At 65.6% G+C, this 17,657-nt stretch carries 11 protein-coding genes and 1 pseudogene; 6 read left to right on the forward strand and 6 right to left on the reverse strand.

Features of this window, described 5'->3' with window-relative positions; translation table 11 throughout:
• Window positions 1-30: 30 nt before the first annotated feature.
• Both radC and glgX read left to right on the forward strand, forming a co-directional pair.
• A complete protein-coding gene (gene radC, locus WDM24_RS38670; protein WP_338829435.1) occupies window positions 31-744 on the forward strand; it encodes a RadC family protein in 714 nt (237 codons plus the stop codon).
• Window positions 745-1,225: 481 nt separating this feature from the next.
• Window positions 1,226-3,340, forward strand: coding sequence for a glycogen debranching protein GlgX (gene glgX / locus WDM24_RS38675; protein ID WP_338829436.1), 2,115 nt, complete (start codon window positions 1,226-1,228; stop codon window positions 3,338-3,340).
• Between the two features lie 108 nt (window positions 3,341-3,448).
• On the opposite strand, the gene WDM24_RS38680 is transcribed toward glgX, so the two are convergent.
• Entirely contained in the window at window positions 3,449-4,336 is an 888-nt protein-coding gene (locus WDM24_RS38680; RefSeq protein ID WP_338829437.1) for a LysR family transcriptional regulator, read from the reverse strand.
• A 131-nt stretch (window positions 4,337-4,467) separates the two neighbouring features.
• On the opposite strand from WDM24_RS38680, the gene WDM24_RS38685 reads away from it, so the two are divergent.
• The 4 genes from WDM24_RS38685 to WDM24_RS38700 all read left to right on the forward strand — a co-directional run bounded on the left by WDM24_RS38685 (window position 4,468) and on the right by WDM24_RS38700 (window position 9,580).
• Window positions 4,468-5,472: a DUF1214 domain-containing protein gene (locus tag WDM24_RS38685; protein ID WP_338829438.1), complete on the forward strand. Its 1,005-nt coding sequence runs from the start codon at window positions 4,468-4,470 to the stop codon at window positions 5,470-5,472.
• Window positions 5,473-5,589: 117 nt separating this feature from the next.
• Window positions 5,590-7,455: a sigma-54-dependent Fis family transcriptional regulator gene (locus WDM24_RS38690; RefSeq protein ID WP_338829439.1), complete on the forward strand. Its 1,866-nt coding sequence runs from the start codon at window positions 5,590-5,592 to the stop codon at window positions 7,453-7,455.
• 218 nt (window positions 7,456-7,673) lie between these two features.
• Window positions 7,674-9,161 carry a hypothetical protein gene (locus WDM24_RS38695; RefSeq protein WP_338829440.1) on the forward strand — a complete coding sequence of 496 codons (1,488 nt, stop codon included), beginning with the start codon at window positions 7,674-7,676 and terminating at the stop codon, window positions 9,159-9,161.
• A complete protein-coding gene (locus WDM24_RS38700; RefSeq protein ID WP_338829441.1) occupies window positions 9,161-9,580 on the forward strand; it encodes a hypothetical protein in 420 nt (139 codons plus the stop codon). Before WDM24_RS38695 ends, WDM24_RS38700 begins: the two co-directional genes overlap by 1 nt.
• A gap of 50 nt (window positions 9,581-9,630) precedes the next feature.
• Here the strand turns inward: WDM24_RS38700 and WDM24_RS38705 are convergent, their stop codons facing one another.
• The 5 genes and pseudogenes from WDM24_RS38705 to WDM24_RS38725 all read right to left on the reverse strand — a co-directional run bounded on the left by WDM24_RS38705 (window position 9,631) and on the right by WDM24_RS38725 (window position 17,339).
• Window positions 9,631-11,589 (reverse strand): DEAD/DEAH box helicase, encoded by a 1,959-nt coding sequence (locus WDM24_RS38705; RefSeq protein WP_338829442.1) that lies wholly within the window; start codon window positions 11,587-11,589, stop codon window positions 9,631-9,633.
• A 209-nt stretch (window positions 11,590-11,798) separates the two neighbouring features.
• Entirely contained in the window at window positions 11,799-12,554 is a 756-nt protein-coding gene (locus WDM24_RS38710) for an SDR family oxidoreductase (protein ID WP_338829443.1), read from the reverse strand.
• 283 nt (window positions 12,555-12,837) lie between these two features.
• A complete protein-coding gene (locus WDM24_RS38715; RefSeq protein ID WP_165129248.1) occupies window positions 12,838-13,392 on the reverse strand; it encodes a flavin reductase family protein in 555 nt (184 codons plus the stop codon).
• Between the two features lie 80 nt (window positions 13,393-13,472).
• A complete protein-coding gene (locus tag WDM24_RS38720) occupies window positions 13,473-14,573 on the reverse strand; it encodes an LLM class flavin-dependent oxidoreductase (RefSeq protein ID WP_029083124.1) in 1,101 nt (366 codons plus the stop codon).
• 424 nt (window positions 14,574-14,997) lie between these two features.
• Window positions 14,998-17,339 (reverse strand): annotated as a pseudogene (locus WDM24_RS38725) (mechanosensitive ion channel domain-containing protein).
• Between the last annotated feature and the right edge of the window lie 318 nt (window positions 17,340-17,657).

Genomic DNA, 17,657 nt, shown 5'->3' on the forward strand with positions numbered 1-17,657 from the left:
AACCCGGCGGGCACGGCATGGTTGTGGCCGATGCCCGCCAAAGCCAGTGACAGCACCGATCAGCCCGACGGGACGCCGCATTATCATGGCCATCGCGAACGGCTGCGCGAACGCTTCCATGCGGCCGGCCCCGACGCGCTGACCGACTATGAGCTGCTGGAGATGGCGCTGTTCGCTGCCATCCCGCGCCGCGACACCAAGCCATTGGCCAAGGCGCTGCTGAAGAAGTTCGGCTCCTTCGCCGAGGTGGTGCACGCGCCGGTGGCGCGGCTGCGCGAGGTCGACGGCATCAAGGACGCCTCGATCAACCAGCTCAAGCTGCTGGCGGCAGCCGCCGGCCGGATCGCCAAGGGCGAGATCAGGCGCAACATCGCGCTGTCGTCCTGGAACGACGTCATCGACTATTGCCGCACCGGCATGGCGTTCGCCGACAAGGAGCAATTCCGCCTGCTGTTCCTCGACAAGCGCAACCAGCTGATCGCCGACGAGGTGCAGCAGACCGGCACCGTCGATCACACCCCGGTCTATCCGCGCGAGGTGATCAAGCGGGCGCTGGAATTGTCGGCGACCGCGCTGATCCTGGTGCACAATCATCCGAGCGGCGACCCGACGCCGTCGCAGGCCGACATCCAGATGACCAAAGCGATCGTCGAGATCGCAAAACCGCTCGGCATCGCGGTGCACGATCACATCATCGTCGGCAAGAACGGGCATGCGAGCTTCAAGGGCATGCGGCTGATTTAGCATTGCACTCAACAAGCCGCCCGCTGTCGTCCCGGCGAAGGCCGGGACCCATTGCCACAGGGGTGAATTGTTGAAGCCGGCTGCGGCCCCAGCATCGCCAACCAACTGATATCTGGGGTTATGGGTCCCGGCCTTCGCCGGGACGACGGTGTTGGTCTGATTCAATGTGAAGCAGCTTTTCCGGTGTCATCACCCGCGAAAGCGGGTGATCCAGTATTTCAGAGACAGTCGTGTTTGAACGGATGGGCCTCGGCGTACTGGATCGCCCGGTCAAGCCGGGCGATGACAGCGTGGATGAAGACACAGCTTCGCATTCTCGCGACTTGGTGCGCAATTGCGCACCTGGGGGCATCGCTTTGCGAGCCCCGGAATGACGATTGCGTCATACGAACCACGCGCGATTGCCGCTAAAATAGCCAATGCAACGTTTTTCGCGTGGCGGCGTTTGTTGCAGGTTGAATTGCTGGCCTTGGGGGGCGTGATGTCCGATTTTGTCGTTGAGGAAGGCCTGCCCTATCCGCTGGGCGCGCATTGGAGCGGCCATGGCACCAACTTCGCGGTGTTCTCCGCCAATGCCAGCAAGGTCGAGGTCTGCCTGTTCGACGGCGAGCGCGAGACCCATCGCCTCGAGCTGCCCGAATATACCGACCAGGTGTTTCACGGCTTCATCAACGGCGTGCAGCCGGGCACGTTGTACGGCTTTCGCGTCTCAGGCCCCTACCAGCCCGACGGCGGTCACCGCTTCAACCCGAACAAGCTGCTGCTCGATCCCTATGCGCGCGCCCATGCCGGCAGCCTGACATGGAATCCGGCGGTGTTCGGCTACAAGATGGAAAGCGGCGACGATCGGACGTTCGACGAGCGCGACAGTGCGCCGTTCATGCCGAAATGCGTCGTGTGCGATCCCAATTTCGACTGGGCTCAGGAGCCGCAACGGCAGGAAGCCCACTGGGACGAGACCGTCGTCTACGAGACCCACGTCAAGGGCTTTACCAGGCAGCATCCCGGCATCCCCGACAACCTGCGCGGCACCTATGCCGGCCTCGGCTCGAACGCCGCGATCGACCATCTGAAGGCGCTCGGCATCACCTCGGTCGAGCTATTGCCGGTGCACTCCTTCATCAACGACAGCAATCTCCTCGAAAAGCACCTCACCAATTATTGGGGCTACAACACGATCGGCTTCTTCGCGCCGGACCCGCGCTACGCCGCCGATGTCCCCAACAGCCTGCGCGAATTCAAGGAGATGGTGTCGCGGCTGCATGGCGCCGGTCTCGAGGTGATCCTCGACGTCGTCTACAACCATACCGCCGAAGGCAACGAGCGCGGTCCGACGCTGTCGTTCAAGGGCATCGACAATGCGAGCTACTACCGGCTGTTGCCCGACAAGCGGCGCTACTACATCAACGACACCGGCACCGGCAACACGGTGAACCTGTCGCATCCGCGGGTGATCCAGCTGGTGATGGACAGCCTGCGCTACTGGGCCGGCCACATGCATGTCGACGGCTTCCGCTTCGACCTCGGCACCATCCTGGCGCGCGAGGTCTATGGCTTCGACGAGCAGTCCGGCTTCCTGAAGGCTGTCAACCAGGACCCGCTGCTCGCGACCGTCAAGCTGATCGCCGAACCCTGGGACTGCGGTCCCGGCGGCTACCAGGTCGGCGGCTTTCCGGCGGGCTGGGCGGAGTGGAACGACAAGTACCGCAACACCGTGCGCGATTTCTGGCGCGGCGAAGCCACGCCCGGCGCGCTGGCGCCGCGGCTGCTCGGCTCGCATGATGTGTTCAACCGCGAGGGACGCCGCACCTGGGCCAGCGTCAACTTCATCACCGCCCATGACGGCTTCACGCTGAACGACTGGGCGAGCTACAACAACAAGCACAACGAGGCCAACGGCGAGAACAACAGCGACGGCACCTCCGACAATCATTCCTGGAATTGCGGCACCGAGGGTCCGACCGACAATCCCGACATCCGCGCCTTGCGCGAGCGCCAGAAGCGCAACATGCTGGCGACCCTGCTGGCCTCGCAGGGCACGCCGATGCTGCTCGGCGGCGACGAGTTCGGCCGCACCCAGCGCGGCAACAACAACGCCTATTGCCAGGACAACGACATCTCCTGGTTCGACTGGAATTTGTCCACCGACGCCGAGAGGCAGCTCGCCTTCACCAAACGGATGATCAAGCTGCGGCGCGATTACCCGATCCTGCGCCGCAGCCGCTTCCTCTCCGGCGATCGCGACGCCGAGCTCAACATCCGCGACGTTGTCTGGATCAGCACGTCGGGCGTCGAGATGACGCGGGCCGATTGGACCACCGGCTGGATCAAATGCTTTGCCGCGCTGCTCGACGGCCGCGCGCGCAAGACCGCGATCGCACGCGAGGGCGAGGACGACACCGTGCTTGTCATCCTCAACAGCTATGAGGGCGAGGTCGACTTCAAGCTACCGACGACATCCGCCGGCGCGCACTGGTCGCTGCTGCTCGATACCAGCGCGCCGGAGCAAGCGGCGGGCGGACAGTTCGGCTTCGACAGTATCTACAAGGTAACGGGCCGCTCCTTCGTGCTGCTCACGACCGGCGAGGTGAAGTAGCTCTGTAGGGCGGATTAGCGAAGCGTAATCCGCCGTTCTGCGTTGGACGCGAAGCAGTGGATTACGCCTTCGGCTAATCCACCCTACGAAGCAGCTTACGACTTCCACTCAAACCGTGCAGGCCGCAACGATCTTCGGCAGAAAGCTCTGGCAAAAATCCAGATAGGTTCTGACGATGGTCGATTGGTGACGGTGCGGCGGATAGAGCAGGTTGAGCGACCATTCCGGCAACGGATACTGCGGCAACAGTCGGACCAGGCGCTTCTCGCGGATCGGCGCCGCCGCAAGGAAGGGCGGCAGCTCGGTGACCACATCGCCACGCAGCGCGCGCCTGTACAAATGCTCGTAGTCGTTGGTGGCCAGCAACGCCCTGGGCTCGACAACATGCCCGCCCAAGTCCCAGCGCGCCTGCTCATCGATGCGCGAGGCCCACGTCGCGCATGGCAGATCATGCAGCGCATCCGGATGTTTTGGCACGCCGAGGCGCTTCACCAGTTGTGGGCTGGCCACGAGGATATTGCGGGACGAGAGCAGGTGTCGCGCCACCATGGCCTCGTGAACGATCGCGCCGACACGAAGCGCGACATCGATGCCGTCCTCGACCAGGTCGACACGACGCTCGGTCGTGTAGAGGTAAATCTCGATATCGGGATAGCGCCGCTGGAACGCGGCCAGCAACTCCCACCACGGCTCGAACGTCGGCGGCAATGACAGCCGCAGGCGTCCCTTCAGATGGGCCTGGTCGTTTACGATCACCTGCTCGGCCTCGAGCAGCGTCTCGATGCCGCGGCCGGCGTGTTCGTAAAGCCTAGCGCCGGCATCGGTGAGCCTGGCGCCGCGGACCGAGCGCTCAAGCAACTGGACCTTGAGCTGCCGCTCGAGATCGCGGATGCGGCGGCTCAATGTCGGCAGCGGCATTCCAAGGCGCGTGGCTGCCGCAGACAGGCTGCCCGCCTGCACGACCGCAACAAACATCCTGACGGCGTTGAGATCCATCCGACGTTCCTACCATATTCGGTAGGATATCTGCCAACCTTGGTCATTTATTTTCGTATTTGGATGGACTACCAGCTCGCGCGGAGAGGACCTCATCCGGAGCCCCTATGAAAACGAGCATCTTGGCAGCCATGTCATTTGAATTGGCGGGAACCATCGCGTCCGCACAAACACCACCATCGGCCCCGCAGCGCGTCACCATCGACACCTACAACCGCGCCCAGACCGATACCTATTTCGCCGGGGTGGCCGGCAGCGGCGGCTTCGGAAAATTCCGCCATGGCCGCGAGCTTGCTGCTCCGGTGCAGCAGGGCATCGTCCGCCCCAACCGCGACACGCTGTACTCGCTTGCGGTGTTCGATCTCGATGCCGGTCCGGTGACAATCGAGCTGCCCGGCGGCGCCAGGCGTTTCAGGGCGATGCAAATCGTCAATGAAGACCAGTACACCCTTGCGGTCCATTACGGCGCCGGCCGCCACACCCTGACCCGCGAGACGGTCGGAACGCGCTACGCCGTTGCGGTCGTCCGCTTCCAGGTCGATTTTGCGAACGCCGAGGAGGTCCGGCAGGTTCACGCCCTGCAGGACGCGGTGAAGGCCAGCCAGGACCGGCCCGGCGCATTCGAGATCCCGAACTGGGATGCGGCAAGCCTGAAGACGGTGAAAGCCGCGCTGTTGCAGCTTGGCGCCACGGTCTCCGATACGCGGCGGATGTTTGGTGCCAACGAACATCAGGTCGATCCGGTGCGACACCTGATCGGAAGCGCGATGTTGTGGGGCGGCAATCCGGAGCGGGACGCGCTTTATCTTCCGATCACGCCCGCGCGCAATGACGGCGGCACCATCTACCGGCTGACGGTCAGGGATATCCCGGTCGATGGTTTCTGGTCGCTCACCGTCTACAATAGTGAAGGCTACCTGCAACCGAACCCGGCCAATGCCTATGCGGTGAACAGCATCACCGCAAAGCAAGCCGCCGATGGCGCGGTCACCATCCAGTTCGGCGGCTGCGACGGCAAGGTCGCCAACTGCCTGCCGATCACGCCGGGGTGGAATTACACGGTACGGCTGTTCCAACCGCGCGCCGAGATCCTCGACGGCAGCTGGAAATTTCCCGAGGCGCAGCCTGCGGACTGAGCCGCGTCCGGTACCGCGATCCTCCACCCAAGGTCCCTCCCCGCGACCCCGCCGGCCAATTGACATTCGGCCGCGGGGTGCCAGACTTTGGCAAAAATACAGGGTGGAGACCTCTGGATGGCCAATCTTTCGGCCTCAAATCACGTCGCCCGTGTTTTATCGGCGGCCAATCAGGTGGCCGGCGTCGACACCGAGACGCGAATTGCCGCGTCCTGGCGGCGCTGCCTGGTCAATCACAATCTCGATCCGGCCCGGCGCGGGCCGCCGCAGACGCTGACCGAAGCCGAGGTCCGGCACATCGCCGAGCCGATGGAGGACCTGATCCAGGTCGCGATCCCGGAGCTCGAGGACCTCGCCCGCGTGCTCCACCATAGCGGCTACTGCGTCAACCTCGCCGACCCCAACGCCACCATGCTGGTGAGCCGGCTGCCCGAGGGCGACTACGCGCGGATGTTCCTGGAATGGAAGATCTACACCGGCTCGAACTTCGCCGAGACGTTTGAGGGCACCAACGGGCTCGGCACCGCGCTCGCCGAGCAGCGGCCGATCCTCGTGCATGGCGACGAGCATTTCCGCGAGCAGTGGCACATGTTCACCTGCGCGGTGTCGCCGCTGTTCGATCATGCCGGGCGCCTCGCCGGCGCCGTCAACATCTCCTCATGCCGCAGCGACCTCGGCCGCAGCGCGCATGAACTGGCGCTCGCCGTCACCACGGAGGCGACGCGGCGGATCGAGCAGTCGTTCTTCCGCCGGCGCTACCGCGCTTCCTGGATCGCGACCCTGCCCGGCGATGGACACGGCATGCTCGCCTATGACGACGACCGCCGCGTCGTCGGCGCCTGCCGCACCGCGCGCGGCGTGTTCGGATTGACCGATGCGATGGTCGACGACGGCATCGAGCTGTCGCGTCTGATCCAGCTCGACGATCGCGCGACACGCGCCGCGGACGAGTCCGTCACCTTGCGCCGGGCCGATGGCACGCCATGGGGACGCGGCCACCTGGCGCCGCCGGTGCGGGCGCGTTCGCTGCGGCCCCTGCCGACACAGCCGCGTGAAAAACCGGCCGGGCAGTTCGGCGGCCTGCACAGGCTTGCCGGTCGCGATCCCGTGCTGATCAAGGGCGTGAAGCGGCTGATGACGGTCGGCAATCTCGATCTGCCGATCCTGCTCCGTGGCGAGACCGGCGCCGGCAAGGACGTGTTCGCGCGCGCCATCCACGCCGCCAGCAGTCGTGCCGGCCGCAACTATGTCGCGCTGAACTGCGCGGCGATGCCGGAGAGCCTGATCGACGCCGAGCTGTTCGGCTACGAGGCCGGCGCCTTCACCGGCGCCCGGCGCGAGGGATCGAAGGGACTGATCGTGCAGGCGAGCGGCGGCACGCTGTTCCTCGACGAGATCGGCGACATGCCGCTGGCGTTGCAGACGCGGCTGCTGCGCGTACTGGAGAATCGCGAGGTCTGGCCGCTTGGCGCGCTGAAGCCGGTTGCGGTCGACATCCGCCTGATCAGCGCCACCCATCGGGATCTGGCGCTGATGGCCGAAGACGGCAGCTTCCGCTCCGACCTGTATTACCGGCTGCGCGGCATGGAGGTTCGGCTGCCGGCGTTGCGCGAGCGTGCCGACAGGCGCGATGTCATCGCGCAGATCGCCGACGAGGAGGCGCCGCACTGTCGTATCTCAGCTGACGCTTGGGTGCAGCTGATGGCCTATCCGTTCCCCGGCAACATGCGCCAGCTCCGCCATGTGCTGCGGCTCGCCGGCGCCACTGCCGAGGGCGGCGTCATTACCGAGGCCGACCTCGATTTGCCGGCGTTCAGCGCTGGAAGCGCCGAGGCGGATCATGCGGGAAGCGAGCGCGCGATGATCGTGGAGGCGCTGCGCGCCAGCGGCGGTCGCGTGACCGAGGCGGCGAAGGCGCTCGGGCTCAGCCGCGCCACGCTGTATCGGAAGATCAAGGCGTTGAAGATCGGGTTCGACGGCTAGACCAAATATTTCATTCGAGCAAAGTTCCCTCGGATCGGGGCGTCGACCCTTATGGCGCGATATCGCCTTGCCAGGAAAGGTGATAGCCTACGGCTTTTCTGCAACGCCACGGAGCGGGTCCTATGACACGGTTTCCCCTCGCTGTGGTCGTTGGCCTGGTTGCCGCGACCATTTCGCAGCCTGCTACCTCACATTCCGAAGAACAACGATTGGGCAAAGTGCATTTTGTGACGTCCTGCAAGCCGGAGGCGCAGGAGCTGTTCGATCGCGCCATGCTGTATCAGCATTCGTTCTGGTACAGCGCGTCGCGCCGCACCTTCGAGGAGGTGCTCGAGGCCGACCCGCAATGCGCGATCGCCTATTGGGGCATCGCGCTCAGCTATCTCTACAATCCGCATGCGCCACCGCCGCCGGACAACCTACCGCTCGGCCTCGCGGCCGTGAAGAAAGGCCAGGCGCTGGGTGCGCAGACGCCGCGCGAGCAAGAATACATCAATGCGATCGCCGCGATGTATGTCGACTATGACAAGGTCGATCACCGCACCCGCGTGCAGCGCTTCCTCACCGCCGAAGAGCAGGTCGCGACCCACTATGCCGACGATGACGAGGCGCAGATCGCCTATGCGATCACGCTCAACGTCGCGGCGTCCCCGACCGACAAGACCTATGCCAACCAGCTGAAAGGCGCGGCGCTGCTCGAGCCGATCTTCAAGCGCCAGCCCGAGCACCCGGGCATCGCGCACTATCTGATCCACCTCTACGACTATCCGGCGCTTGCGGAGAAGGGCCTCGACGCGGCGATGCGCTATGCCAAGATCGCCGAACGCGCGCCGCATGCCCAGCACATGCCGTCGCACATCTTCACCCGCGTCGGCTACTGGAAGGAATCGATCGCCTCGAACAAGGAGTCCGCGCGCATCGCCAAGGAAAATGGCGAACAGCAGGATCAGGCGCACGCGATGGACTATCTGGTCTATGCCTATCTGCAGCTCGGCCAGGACAAGGAGGCGCGCGCGGTGGTCGACGAGCTCGGTAAGATCGAGTTCAAACAGGATCGGTTCGCGGGCCCCTACGCGGTGGCGGCAAGCCAGGCCCGCTATGTGTTCGAGCGCGGCGACTGGAAGGGAGCTGCCGCGCTTGAGGCGCGTCCGACCAAGTACGCCTACGCTGACGCCGTCACCTATTTTGCCCGCGCGGTCGGCGCCGCGCGCTCGGGTGATCCGGCGGCCGCCAAGGCCGACATCGGGAAGCTCGTCGAGCTGCGCGACAAGCTCAAGGACGCGAAGGACGCCTACTGGTCGAACATCGTCGACATCCAGCAGCAGATCGCGAGCGCCTGGGTGCTGTACGCCGAAGGCAAATATGACGAGGCGCTCGGCGCGATGAATTCCGCCGCGGAGGCGGAAGACAAGACCGAGAAGCATCCCGTCACCCCCGGACCGCTGGCGCCGGCGCGCGAGCTCTATGCGGCAATGCTGCTCGATCGCGGCAAGGCGAAGGAGGCGCTGGCCGCCTACGAGGCCGTGCTCAAGAAGGAGCCCAACCGGCTGGCGGCCTATCTCGGCATGATCAAGAGCGCCAAGGCGTCCGGCGATCAGGCCAAGACCCAGGAATGCGCGGTGCAGATCGCCCGGCTCACTGCGGATTCCGACGTATCGAGGCCGGAGCTGATCGAATTGCGCCAGACAACCGGAAGCAAGCTCTGATGCTGCGGATACCATCGCGCAACAATGGATGGCGCAACGGTGCGGCGGCGCTGCTCGGCGCCGTCGGACTATCGCTGTGCCATATGCCGCCGCTCGGCGCGATGGAGATCCTCGGTCAGGCCGGCGTGCTCGGCGAATGGGAGCTGACCGGGCATCTGACCGAAAGCGAGCCGGGCGCACGAAAGCAATTCTCCGGACCGCTGAAGATGAAGCATGTGGGGATCTGCACCCAGGACGGACCGGAGGAGCGGGCCGGAGAGATCCTGCTGCAACTCGCGGGGCCGGATTCGCAGGTGACGGCCGAGCTGATGCTGGACGGCGCGCCCTGCACCTACAGCGCCCGCAAGACGCATGCCTATGAGGGGACGCTGTCGTGCGCGGGGCGCGCGCCGGTCCCGCTGATGGTGTGGCTGAAATAGAAGTTGCGGGACGCGCGCGATCGCTTCATCGCACGCGTCACGGCGGCAGATCAGCCGCGGTGCTTTTTCTTTAGCTTCTTTCCGGGTGCGCCTTTCGCAGGCCACGCAGTTACCCGCGGCGGCGGTCCCGCGTGGCCGGATTTGTCCTTATGCTTCTTTTTCTTACCCGACGCCGGCTCGCCGCCGAACTTCGCGCCGCTGTCGCGGTAAGGCTTGCCGCGGTGCTTTGGTCCGGCCGTCTCGCGCGGCACGTCGCCGTGACCAACACCGCCATCGCTATCGACCGCCTCGCGCCGGGGCGCGTGTGATCCCTTGTCGGACGCCGCCTGCCCTTGCGGCGCGCCGGTGAGCGGCTCGATGCGGATGCTGTCTTCCTTGTCCGGACGCTGGACCTTGACAGCGAAGGATTCGGCAACCCGCTCGGAAATCTCGAACTCGGTCGTGGTATCCATGATCCTGATCGCGCCGATGTCGCGCTTGTCGATGCCGCCGCGACGGCAGATCATCGGCAACAGCCAGCGCGCTTCCGCATTCTTTTTTCGTCCGATCGCCGCGCGGAACCAGACGCTGGCTTCCGCCATGCCGTGGCGCGACGATGATGTTCCGCTCTTCGATCGGGCTCTCGCGGGCCGGTCATCACCGCGTGAACTGCGCGGATCGTCCCGGCCGCGATCGTCACGCGATCGGCCCTTGCCCTCGCCGGGATCGCTGATGTCTTCGGGCGACGGAAGCCGCGCACGATAGAGCCGCGCCAGCGCCGCGGCGATCTCCTCCGGCGAGCGCTCGGCGAGCAATGCCTGCGCCAGCACCAGATCGTCGGGGCTCGACTCCTCGGTGAGCACCGCATCCTTCAGCATGCGTTCGTGATCGAGCTTGCGGATTTCATCCGGCTGCGGCGCGGTGCCCCAGACCGCATCGATGCCGGACAGATTGAGCAGCAATTCCGCACGCCGTCGACGCGCCGGCGGCACCAGCAGGACGCTGACGCCCTTGCGGCCGGCACGGCCGGTGCGGCCCGAGCGATGCTGCATAACCTCGGCGTCATTGGGCAGATCCGCATGGATCACGAGGTCGAGGCTCGGCAGGTCGATGCCGCGCGCCGCCACGTCGGTCGCCACGCAGACGCGGGAGCGTCCGTCGCGCAACGCCTGCAGCGCCTGGGTGCGCTCGTTCTGGGTCAATTCGCCGGACAGTGCGACCACGGAAAAGCCGCGCTCCAGGAGCGCCGACTGCAAATGCCTGACGGCTTCGCGCGTGTTGCAGAACACCAGCGCGCTCGGCGCGTCGAAAAAGCGCAACACGTTGACGACCGCGTGCTCGACATCCCCCGCAGCGATCCGGATCGCGCGGTAGTCGATGTCGGCATGACCACCCTCGTCGCCCGCGACCTCGATCCGGAACGCCTGCTGCTGATACTGCTTCGCCAGCGCGACGATGCCGCGCGGGAACGTCGCCGAGAACAGCAAGGTGCGCCGCGCCTCCGGCGTGGCCTCGAGGATGAACTCCATATCCTCGCGAAACCCGAGATTGAGCATCTCGTCGGCTTCGTCGAGCACGACAGCCTTCAATTCCGAGGTGTCGAGGTGGCCGCGGCGCAGGTGGTCGCACAGCCGGCCGGGCGTCCCGACGACGATATGCGCGCCGGCGGCAAGCTCGCGCTGCTCGCGGCGCGGATCCATGCCGCCGACGCAGGAGACGACGCGTCCATCGGCATATTGATAAAGCCATGCGAGTTCACGATGGACCTGCAAAGCAAGCTCACGCGTCGGCGCGACGATCAGGGCAAGCGGCGCAGCCGCCCGCTCGAACCGCTCGGCCCCGTCCAGCAGATCGGTCGCGATCGCAAGCCCGTAGGCGACGGTCTTGCCGGAGCCGGTCTGGGCCGAAACCAAGAGGTCGCGGCCGACGGCTTCGTCGGCAAGCACGGCGACCTGAACGGGGGTCGGCTGATCGTAGCTGCGCTCGGCGAGGGCCCGGGCGAGCGGCGGGCTGGTGGTCGAAAATGACACGAGAAGGGAAATCCTGGTTGGCGCAGAACGCCGCACCCGGCGGCGTCGAGTCGCGAGGTCCGGCAGGCGGCACGGCCGCGCGTGGCGATTGTGATTTCGGCTGCTTTACGCCAAGCGCGGGCAAATCACCATGCCCCATGGACCGCAAATTGGGCCGTAAATGCGGTGCCCGGGCCGGATTTGATCCCGCCACGTGCCGCAGGGGACGATCAGCCCCCCGGCCGTGAGCGGCGCAGCCATTCGCTCAGGTCGATCCGGCCGAGGCGGGCCTCGCCCAGCGGCACCAGCGAGTGCTGCTCGACCCGGCCGCCCCAATAGAGCGCCTCAGGGTCCCTGATCACCTCGCGCGGGTCGCAGACGGCCTTCAGGTAGCGGGCCACGATTTCGTTGAATGGCGCGCGGTCCGGACCAGCGATCTCAACGATGCCGTTGCGCGGGGCCTCGAGCGCCACATCGGCCACCATGGCCGACACATCCTCCGCCGCGATCGGTTGGAACAGGCCGGGTGACAGCCTGACCGCCTTGCCATCTCCACCCGCATCGGCGATCGCGCCGACGAATTCCATGAACTGCGTCGCGCGGATGATGGTGTAGGGAACACCGGAGGCCTCGATCAGCTTCTCCTGGGCCACCTTGGCGCGGAAGTAGCCATTCTCGGGCGTCCGGTCGGTGCCCACGATCGAGAGCGCGACATGGTGCCGGACACCGGCCGGCTTCTCCGCCGCCAGGAGGTTGCGGCCGGAGGTCTCGAAGAATTCCATCACCGCCTTGTCCTCGAACGATGGCGAATTGGCGAGGTCAATCACCACGGCCGCGCCGGCCAGCGCCTGGTTGAGCCCCTCGCCGGTGATGGTGTTGACGCCACCCTTCGGCGAGGCGGCGACGACGTCATGGCCGCGCTGGCGCAGAATGGTAACGGTCTTGGACCCGATCAGTCCGGTGCCGCCGATCACAACGATCTTCATGGTTGCTTCTCCCTTGTTGACGAGAGATCTTGGAACGCGCCTGTGCTTCCGATTGCCGCCGGCAACCGCGATGAGCGTACCGACGCCGTCATCGACCGCGCCTGCACGCGCGACGGGGCTTATAGCATGCGCTCGCGCATATGATGCGCGCGTCGATTTGATCAGGATTGGTCAGCGATGCTGATTGACTATCGGAGGACGGCTCGCGTCCGACGCGGCGAAAACACGGAAGAGCGGCAATAGGATCGTCGCAATCCAACCGACCGCCGACTCCGTCAATCGATCAGGAAAACTCGTTCCAGCTGACGCGGCGCGCGTCGAGATCGCCGAGCACGACGGGGTCGTGGATGTTGCGCACGCTCTGGAAGCCAGAGCGCAGATAGATCAGCGGATCGACCGTGGTCACGGCGCGCACATGCTGGACTTCGCCGATGAAGACCGAATGGGTTTTGGTCTCGAGCTCCTGCGTCAGCACGCAGTCGAACGCCGCGACGGCATCCTCCAGCACCGGGGCACCGGTCGCGCCCGTGGTCCAGCGGCCGAACGCAAAGCGGTCATCGCCGTTGACGCCCTTTTGGCCGGAGAAGGTCAGCGCCAGCATCGCGTGGTCTTCGTTCAGGAAGTTGATGACGAAATGGCGCTCCTCGCGGATCCTTGTATGCGCGCTGGCGTTACGGTTAACGCAGACCAGGACCGAGGGCGGATTGTCCGAGAGCGAGCAGGCCGAGGTCACCGTCAGGCCGGTGCGCTGGCCCGGCTCGCGGCCGACCGTCACCAGCGCCACCGCGCCCGCGCAATGGCGCATCGCCTGCTTGAAACTCTGTGCGTCGACCGTCATGCCCTGACCCTGAACCGATAAAATCCCCTTCAAGATATGCGGCGCGGGGTGCGAGGCAAGCCCCGCACCCCGCGCAGCTGTCATGCAGCCTTCTCGAACTCAGCGCCGAGATGCTTGAGCCGCGGCATCACCTCGTTCTTGAGCAGCTCCAGCGAGTGCCGCCAGGCCTCCGGCTTGTGCTTGTAGTCGAAGCCGAACACGCAGAGGACGCCGAAGCCGCCGACCTCCTGGTAGATCTTCTCGATCTTCTCGGTAACGGTCGCCGGCGAGCCGACGATCCAATTCCGGCGCGCGCAATATTCGACGGTGACGTCGCTATCGGGCACGTCGGGCGCGTGCTTCAGATAGTCCTTGAAGCCGAAATGACCGAGCAGCGGCAGGAAGTACTCGCCCATCATCCGGCCCATCATGTCGCCGGTCGACAGCCTCCACGCCTCCTCGTCGGTGTCGGCGACGAACACCTCGCGCACCAGCCGCCAGTCCTTGCGGCTCGGCTTGCGCCCGGTCTTGGCCGCGCCGGCCTCGACCGAATCCCAGTGGCTGCCGACATAGGCCGGGTTGAGGTTGAGGCTCATCGGAATGAACCCGCGCTCGCCGGCGAGCTTCAGCGTGTCCGAGTTCTTCGATAGTCCCGCGACGCCGATCGGCGGATGCGGTCCCTGCAGCGGCTTGATATGGGGCTTGAGGAAATCGAACATCGTGTCCGGCTTCGACACTGTCCAGAACTTGCCCTTGTGCGTCCACGGGCCCGGCTCCGACCACATCTTCAGGATGATCTCGAGCGCCTCGCGGGTCATGTCGCGGTTCTGGCCGGACATGCCGTCGACATTGAACATCGCCCAGTCGCTCGGCAGGCCGGAGGCCGCGACGCCGAAATTGAGCCGTCCGTTCGAGAGATGGTCGAGCATCGCGACGCGGTTGGCGAGCTCGGCCGGATGATGATACGGCAGCAGGAAGCCGCCGGGGCCGATGCGCAGATTCTTGGTCTGCAGCAGCGCCTGCGCGACCAGCAGATCAGGCGACGGGTGCGGCTCCCAGGGTGCGGTGTGATGCTCGCCGATCCAGGCCTCCTGATAGCCGAGCTCGTCGAGCCAGCGCAGCGTCTGCAGGTCCCAGTCGTGGCCCTCCTTCAATCCGCACTCCGGCGGGTGCGAGGGCATGGTGAAGTAGCCAAGCTCCATGTGCATTTCCTTCCTTCTGGCTTTGCGGTTCAGTCATGCAATGCGTCTTGCCGCGCATTCGAAAGATGCGTTGAGCAAGCGCTGTGCCAGCGCGGAAATCGCAGGAGAGGAGGAGGAAAGACGGCGTTTTTGGCCAAGTATGAGCCATGCCTCGGGCTCAGCGAGGCCCTTGCCGTCTCATCGTCGCGAGACGGTGTCGCAAGCCGTGAGACGCCGATGGCGTTCGGCTAATTTACTCCCTCTCCCCGTTCTTACGGGGAGAGGGTTGGGGTGAGGGGCTGCCTCCGCACATACGGAGACAGATACTCTCGCGGAGACTCCCCCTCACCCGAATTCGAGCTTCGCTCGAATTCGACCTCTCCCCGCAAGCGGGGCGAGGTAAAGCTGAGCCCGTTGTTCGATCCGGCCGAAAAGCCCGTCTGCCTTACCCCGCAGCGCGGCGCGGCAGCGCGCCGGTGTCCGGCTCCGACGGCGGGGGAAGCTGCATCAAAATGGTCTGGCCCATCGAGGCGATCTCGATGCCCTCTTCCTGGAAGCGTCGCTTCATGCGGCGGTTGAACTCGCGTTGCACCGACCAGCGGCCGCCATCGGTGCAACGAATCTGGCCGACGATGGTCACCACCGAGCCGTCGACCTTGTCGACACCCCACAATTCGAGATCGCCGCGGATCAGCGCGCGATACGCCGCCTCCTGGCGCATCCCGGCGACGATGTCCTTCAGCACTTCGCCGGCGCGGTCGGTGTCCTCCTTGTAGGACACGTGACGCTGACCGCGGCATTGCCGGCGCCGCGGCTGGCATTGGTGATCGTGGTCACCGCGCTGAACGGCACCACATGCACCGAGCCGTCGCCGGCGCGCAGCCGCATGGTGCGGATCGAGACATTCTCGACCACGCCCGAGAGCCCCGACACTGTGACGTTGTCGCCGACCTGCACAGTGTTCTCGATCAGCAGGAACAGCCCGGTGATCAGATCCTGCACTAGCTTCTGCGAACCGAAGCCGATCGCGATGCCGACGATGCCGGCGCCGGCGAGCAGCGGCGCGACATTGACGCCGATCTCGCTGAGCGCCGTGAGCCCGACCACCGTGACGATGATGCAGAACAGCGCGGTGCGCAGCATCGGCTGGAAGGTGCGCAGGCGCGCGGCGCGGGCGAAGTGTCCCTCGCGCGACAGCGATTCAATCTGCCGGTCCATCAGCGCATTGGCGACTTCCCAGATCACGGCCGCGGCGAATGCGGCAATCCCGATCGTCACCAGCGCCGAGATCAGGCGAGAGCCGATCTGGCCGCCATAGAACCAGACGATGGCGTCGACGCCCCAGACCTCGAGCAGCGCGACGAAGCCGATCAGGGCGATCACCGCCGTGACCACCTTGCGCAGCAGCGGCAGGTAGCGATTGGCGCGCGTCTCCAGCCCGGGGAAGCGGTGCAGCAGCTCCGGGCTGATGCGGAAGCCGCGATCGATCAGGCTCAGCACCACCATGATGACGAGGCGGGTGACCAGCAGCACCGCGACGGTGCCGACGAAATATTGCAGCAGCAGCGAATAGCCGTTGCGGATGTTGAGCGCCCACACCGCCCACAGCGCGAGGTCGAGCGCGATCGCCAGCACATGCCAGAGCGACGCGAGACGATTGCGCGTCCGCGCCGCGAGGCCGGTGCGACCGGCCGGCGCGCGGATCGCTTCCGCGACCTGCCGGCGGCACTGCAGGATGATGACGACGACGAAGAGATGCACGATCAGCATCACGAGCCGGAGCAGCGCGGCATAGCCGGCGCGATGCAGCCCAAGCAGCAGCGCGACATTGGCAAAGGCGATGCCGGAGACGCCGACGGCCACGATGCGCCGCGCCCAGATCTCGATATAGGCCGCGGTCTCGGCGCGGACGCGGAACAGGCCGAACGGACCGGCCAGCGCGCGCACCGCGCAGATCAGCACGCGCGAGAACACATAGGCGTTGACGACGGCCAGGATCACGAGCCGCGTGGTCGACTGGTCGCCGATCTCGGTGCCGAGCAGTGCGGTGGCGACGCCGCCGAACACCACCACCGGCAGCAATTCGAGCACGAGGCGGCCGAGCACGAAGGGCAGCCGGACCAGCGACTGCCAGGCCCGCGCCAGGCCGAGCCGGCGGCGATGCAGCTCGCCCTCCGGGGTGACGTCGGCGACCGACGACGGCGGATCGGCGCTGGCCAGCGCCTGCACCGGCACCCGCGCAGTCTGCGGCAGCCGCGCTTCCAGGAATGCGACCGGCCGCTTGATCAAACGGAACACCACCCATTCGGCTGATAGCGCGCAGCCGAACACCAGCGCCAGCTTCCAGGCGATATCGATCAAGAGGCCATAGGCAGCCGGATCGTTGGCGGTGCGCACGAACCAGTAATAGAACGCCGGGAAATGCGTCAGCGTGCGCGCGACGTCGGCGACCTCGCGCGACATCTCGCCGACCTGCTCCGAGACCATCAGCAACAGCTCCGCGCCGAGGCTGTCGGCGGTGAGCGGGATCGGCGACTGCTGCTCGGGGGCCGGCGCGGGCTGCGCCGCCTGCGGCGAGGCGTTGGCGATCGCCCGCAGCGTGTTGATGATCTCGCCGCGCTTCTTGTCGTCCTGCAGCGTGTCGAGCGCGCGCCTGGCCTGCTCAGGGGTCAGCGCGTCACTGGCCGCGGGTTGCGGCGGCGCCGGCTTGGCGGCCGGCTGCGCGAGCGCGGGAGAAAGGAACAGCGTGAAGACGAGAAGGATCGCAAAACGAAGTTTGTGCGACACGAGGACCTCATAAAAATAATCGCGCGACGGAAGATTCCTCGAGAGAATCTGCCTCGCGCTCGCATCATGTCGGATTACTCCTTTTCGCCCCGATGATGTGTCGGAAGTTTGCCGTTGCAGCGGCCATCTCTTGGCATTTCTCTTGGCATTTGTCTTGGCATTTGCCGCAACACAATCGTCACAAGCGTTGAAGTGCGTTTACGCTCTGCAGCGCGTTCCGCGCTGAGCGGGCCAATCGGTGCTCGCCACACGCCAGGGCTGAGGTAGGACAATCTTTCGCTTGACGCGCAAAGGCCTCTATGATGTTCTTACTTTGTT

Origin of the sequence: Bradyrhizobium sp. 27S5 (assembly GCF_037217225.1) — a bacterium.
Lineage (GTDB): Bacteria > Pseudomonadota > Alphaproteobacteria > Rhizobiales > Xanthobacteraceae > Bradyrhizobium > Bradyrhizobium septentrionale.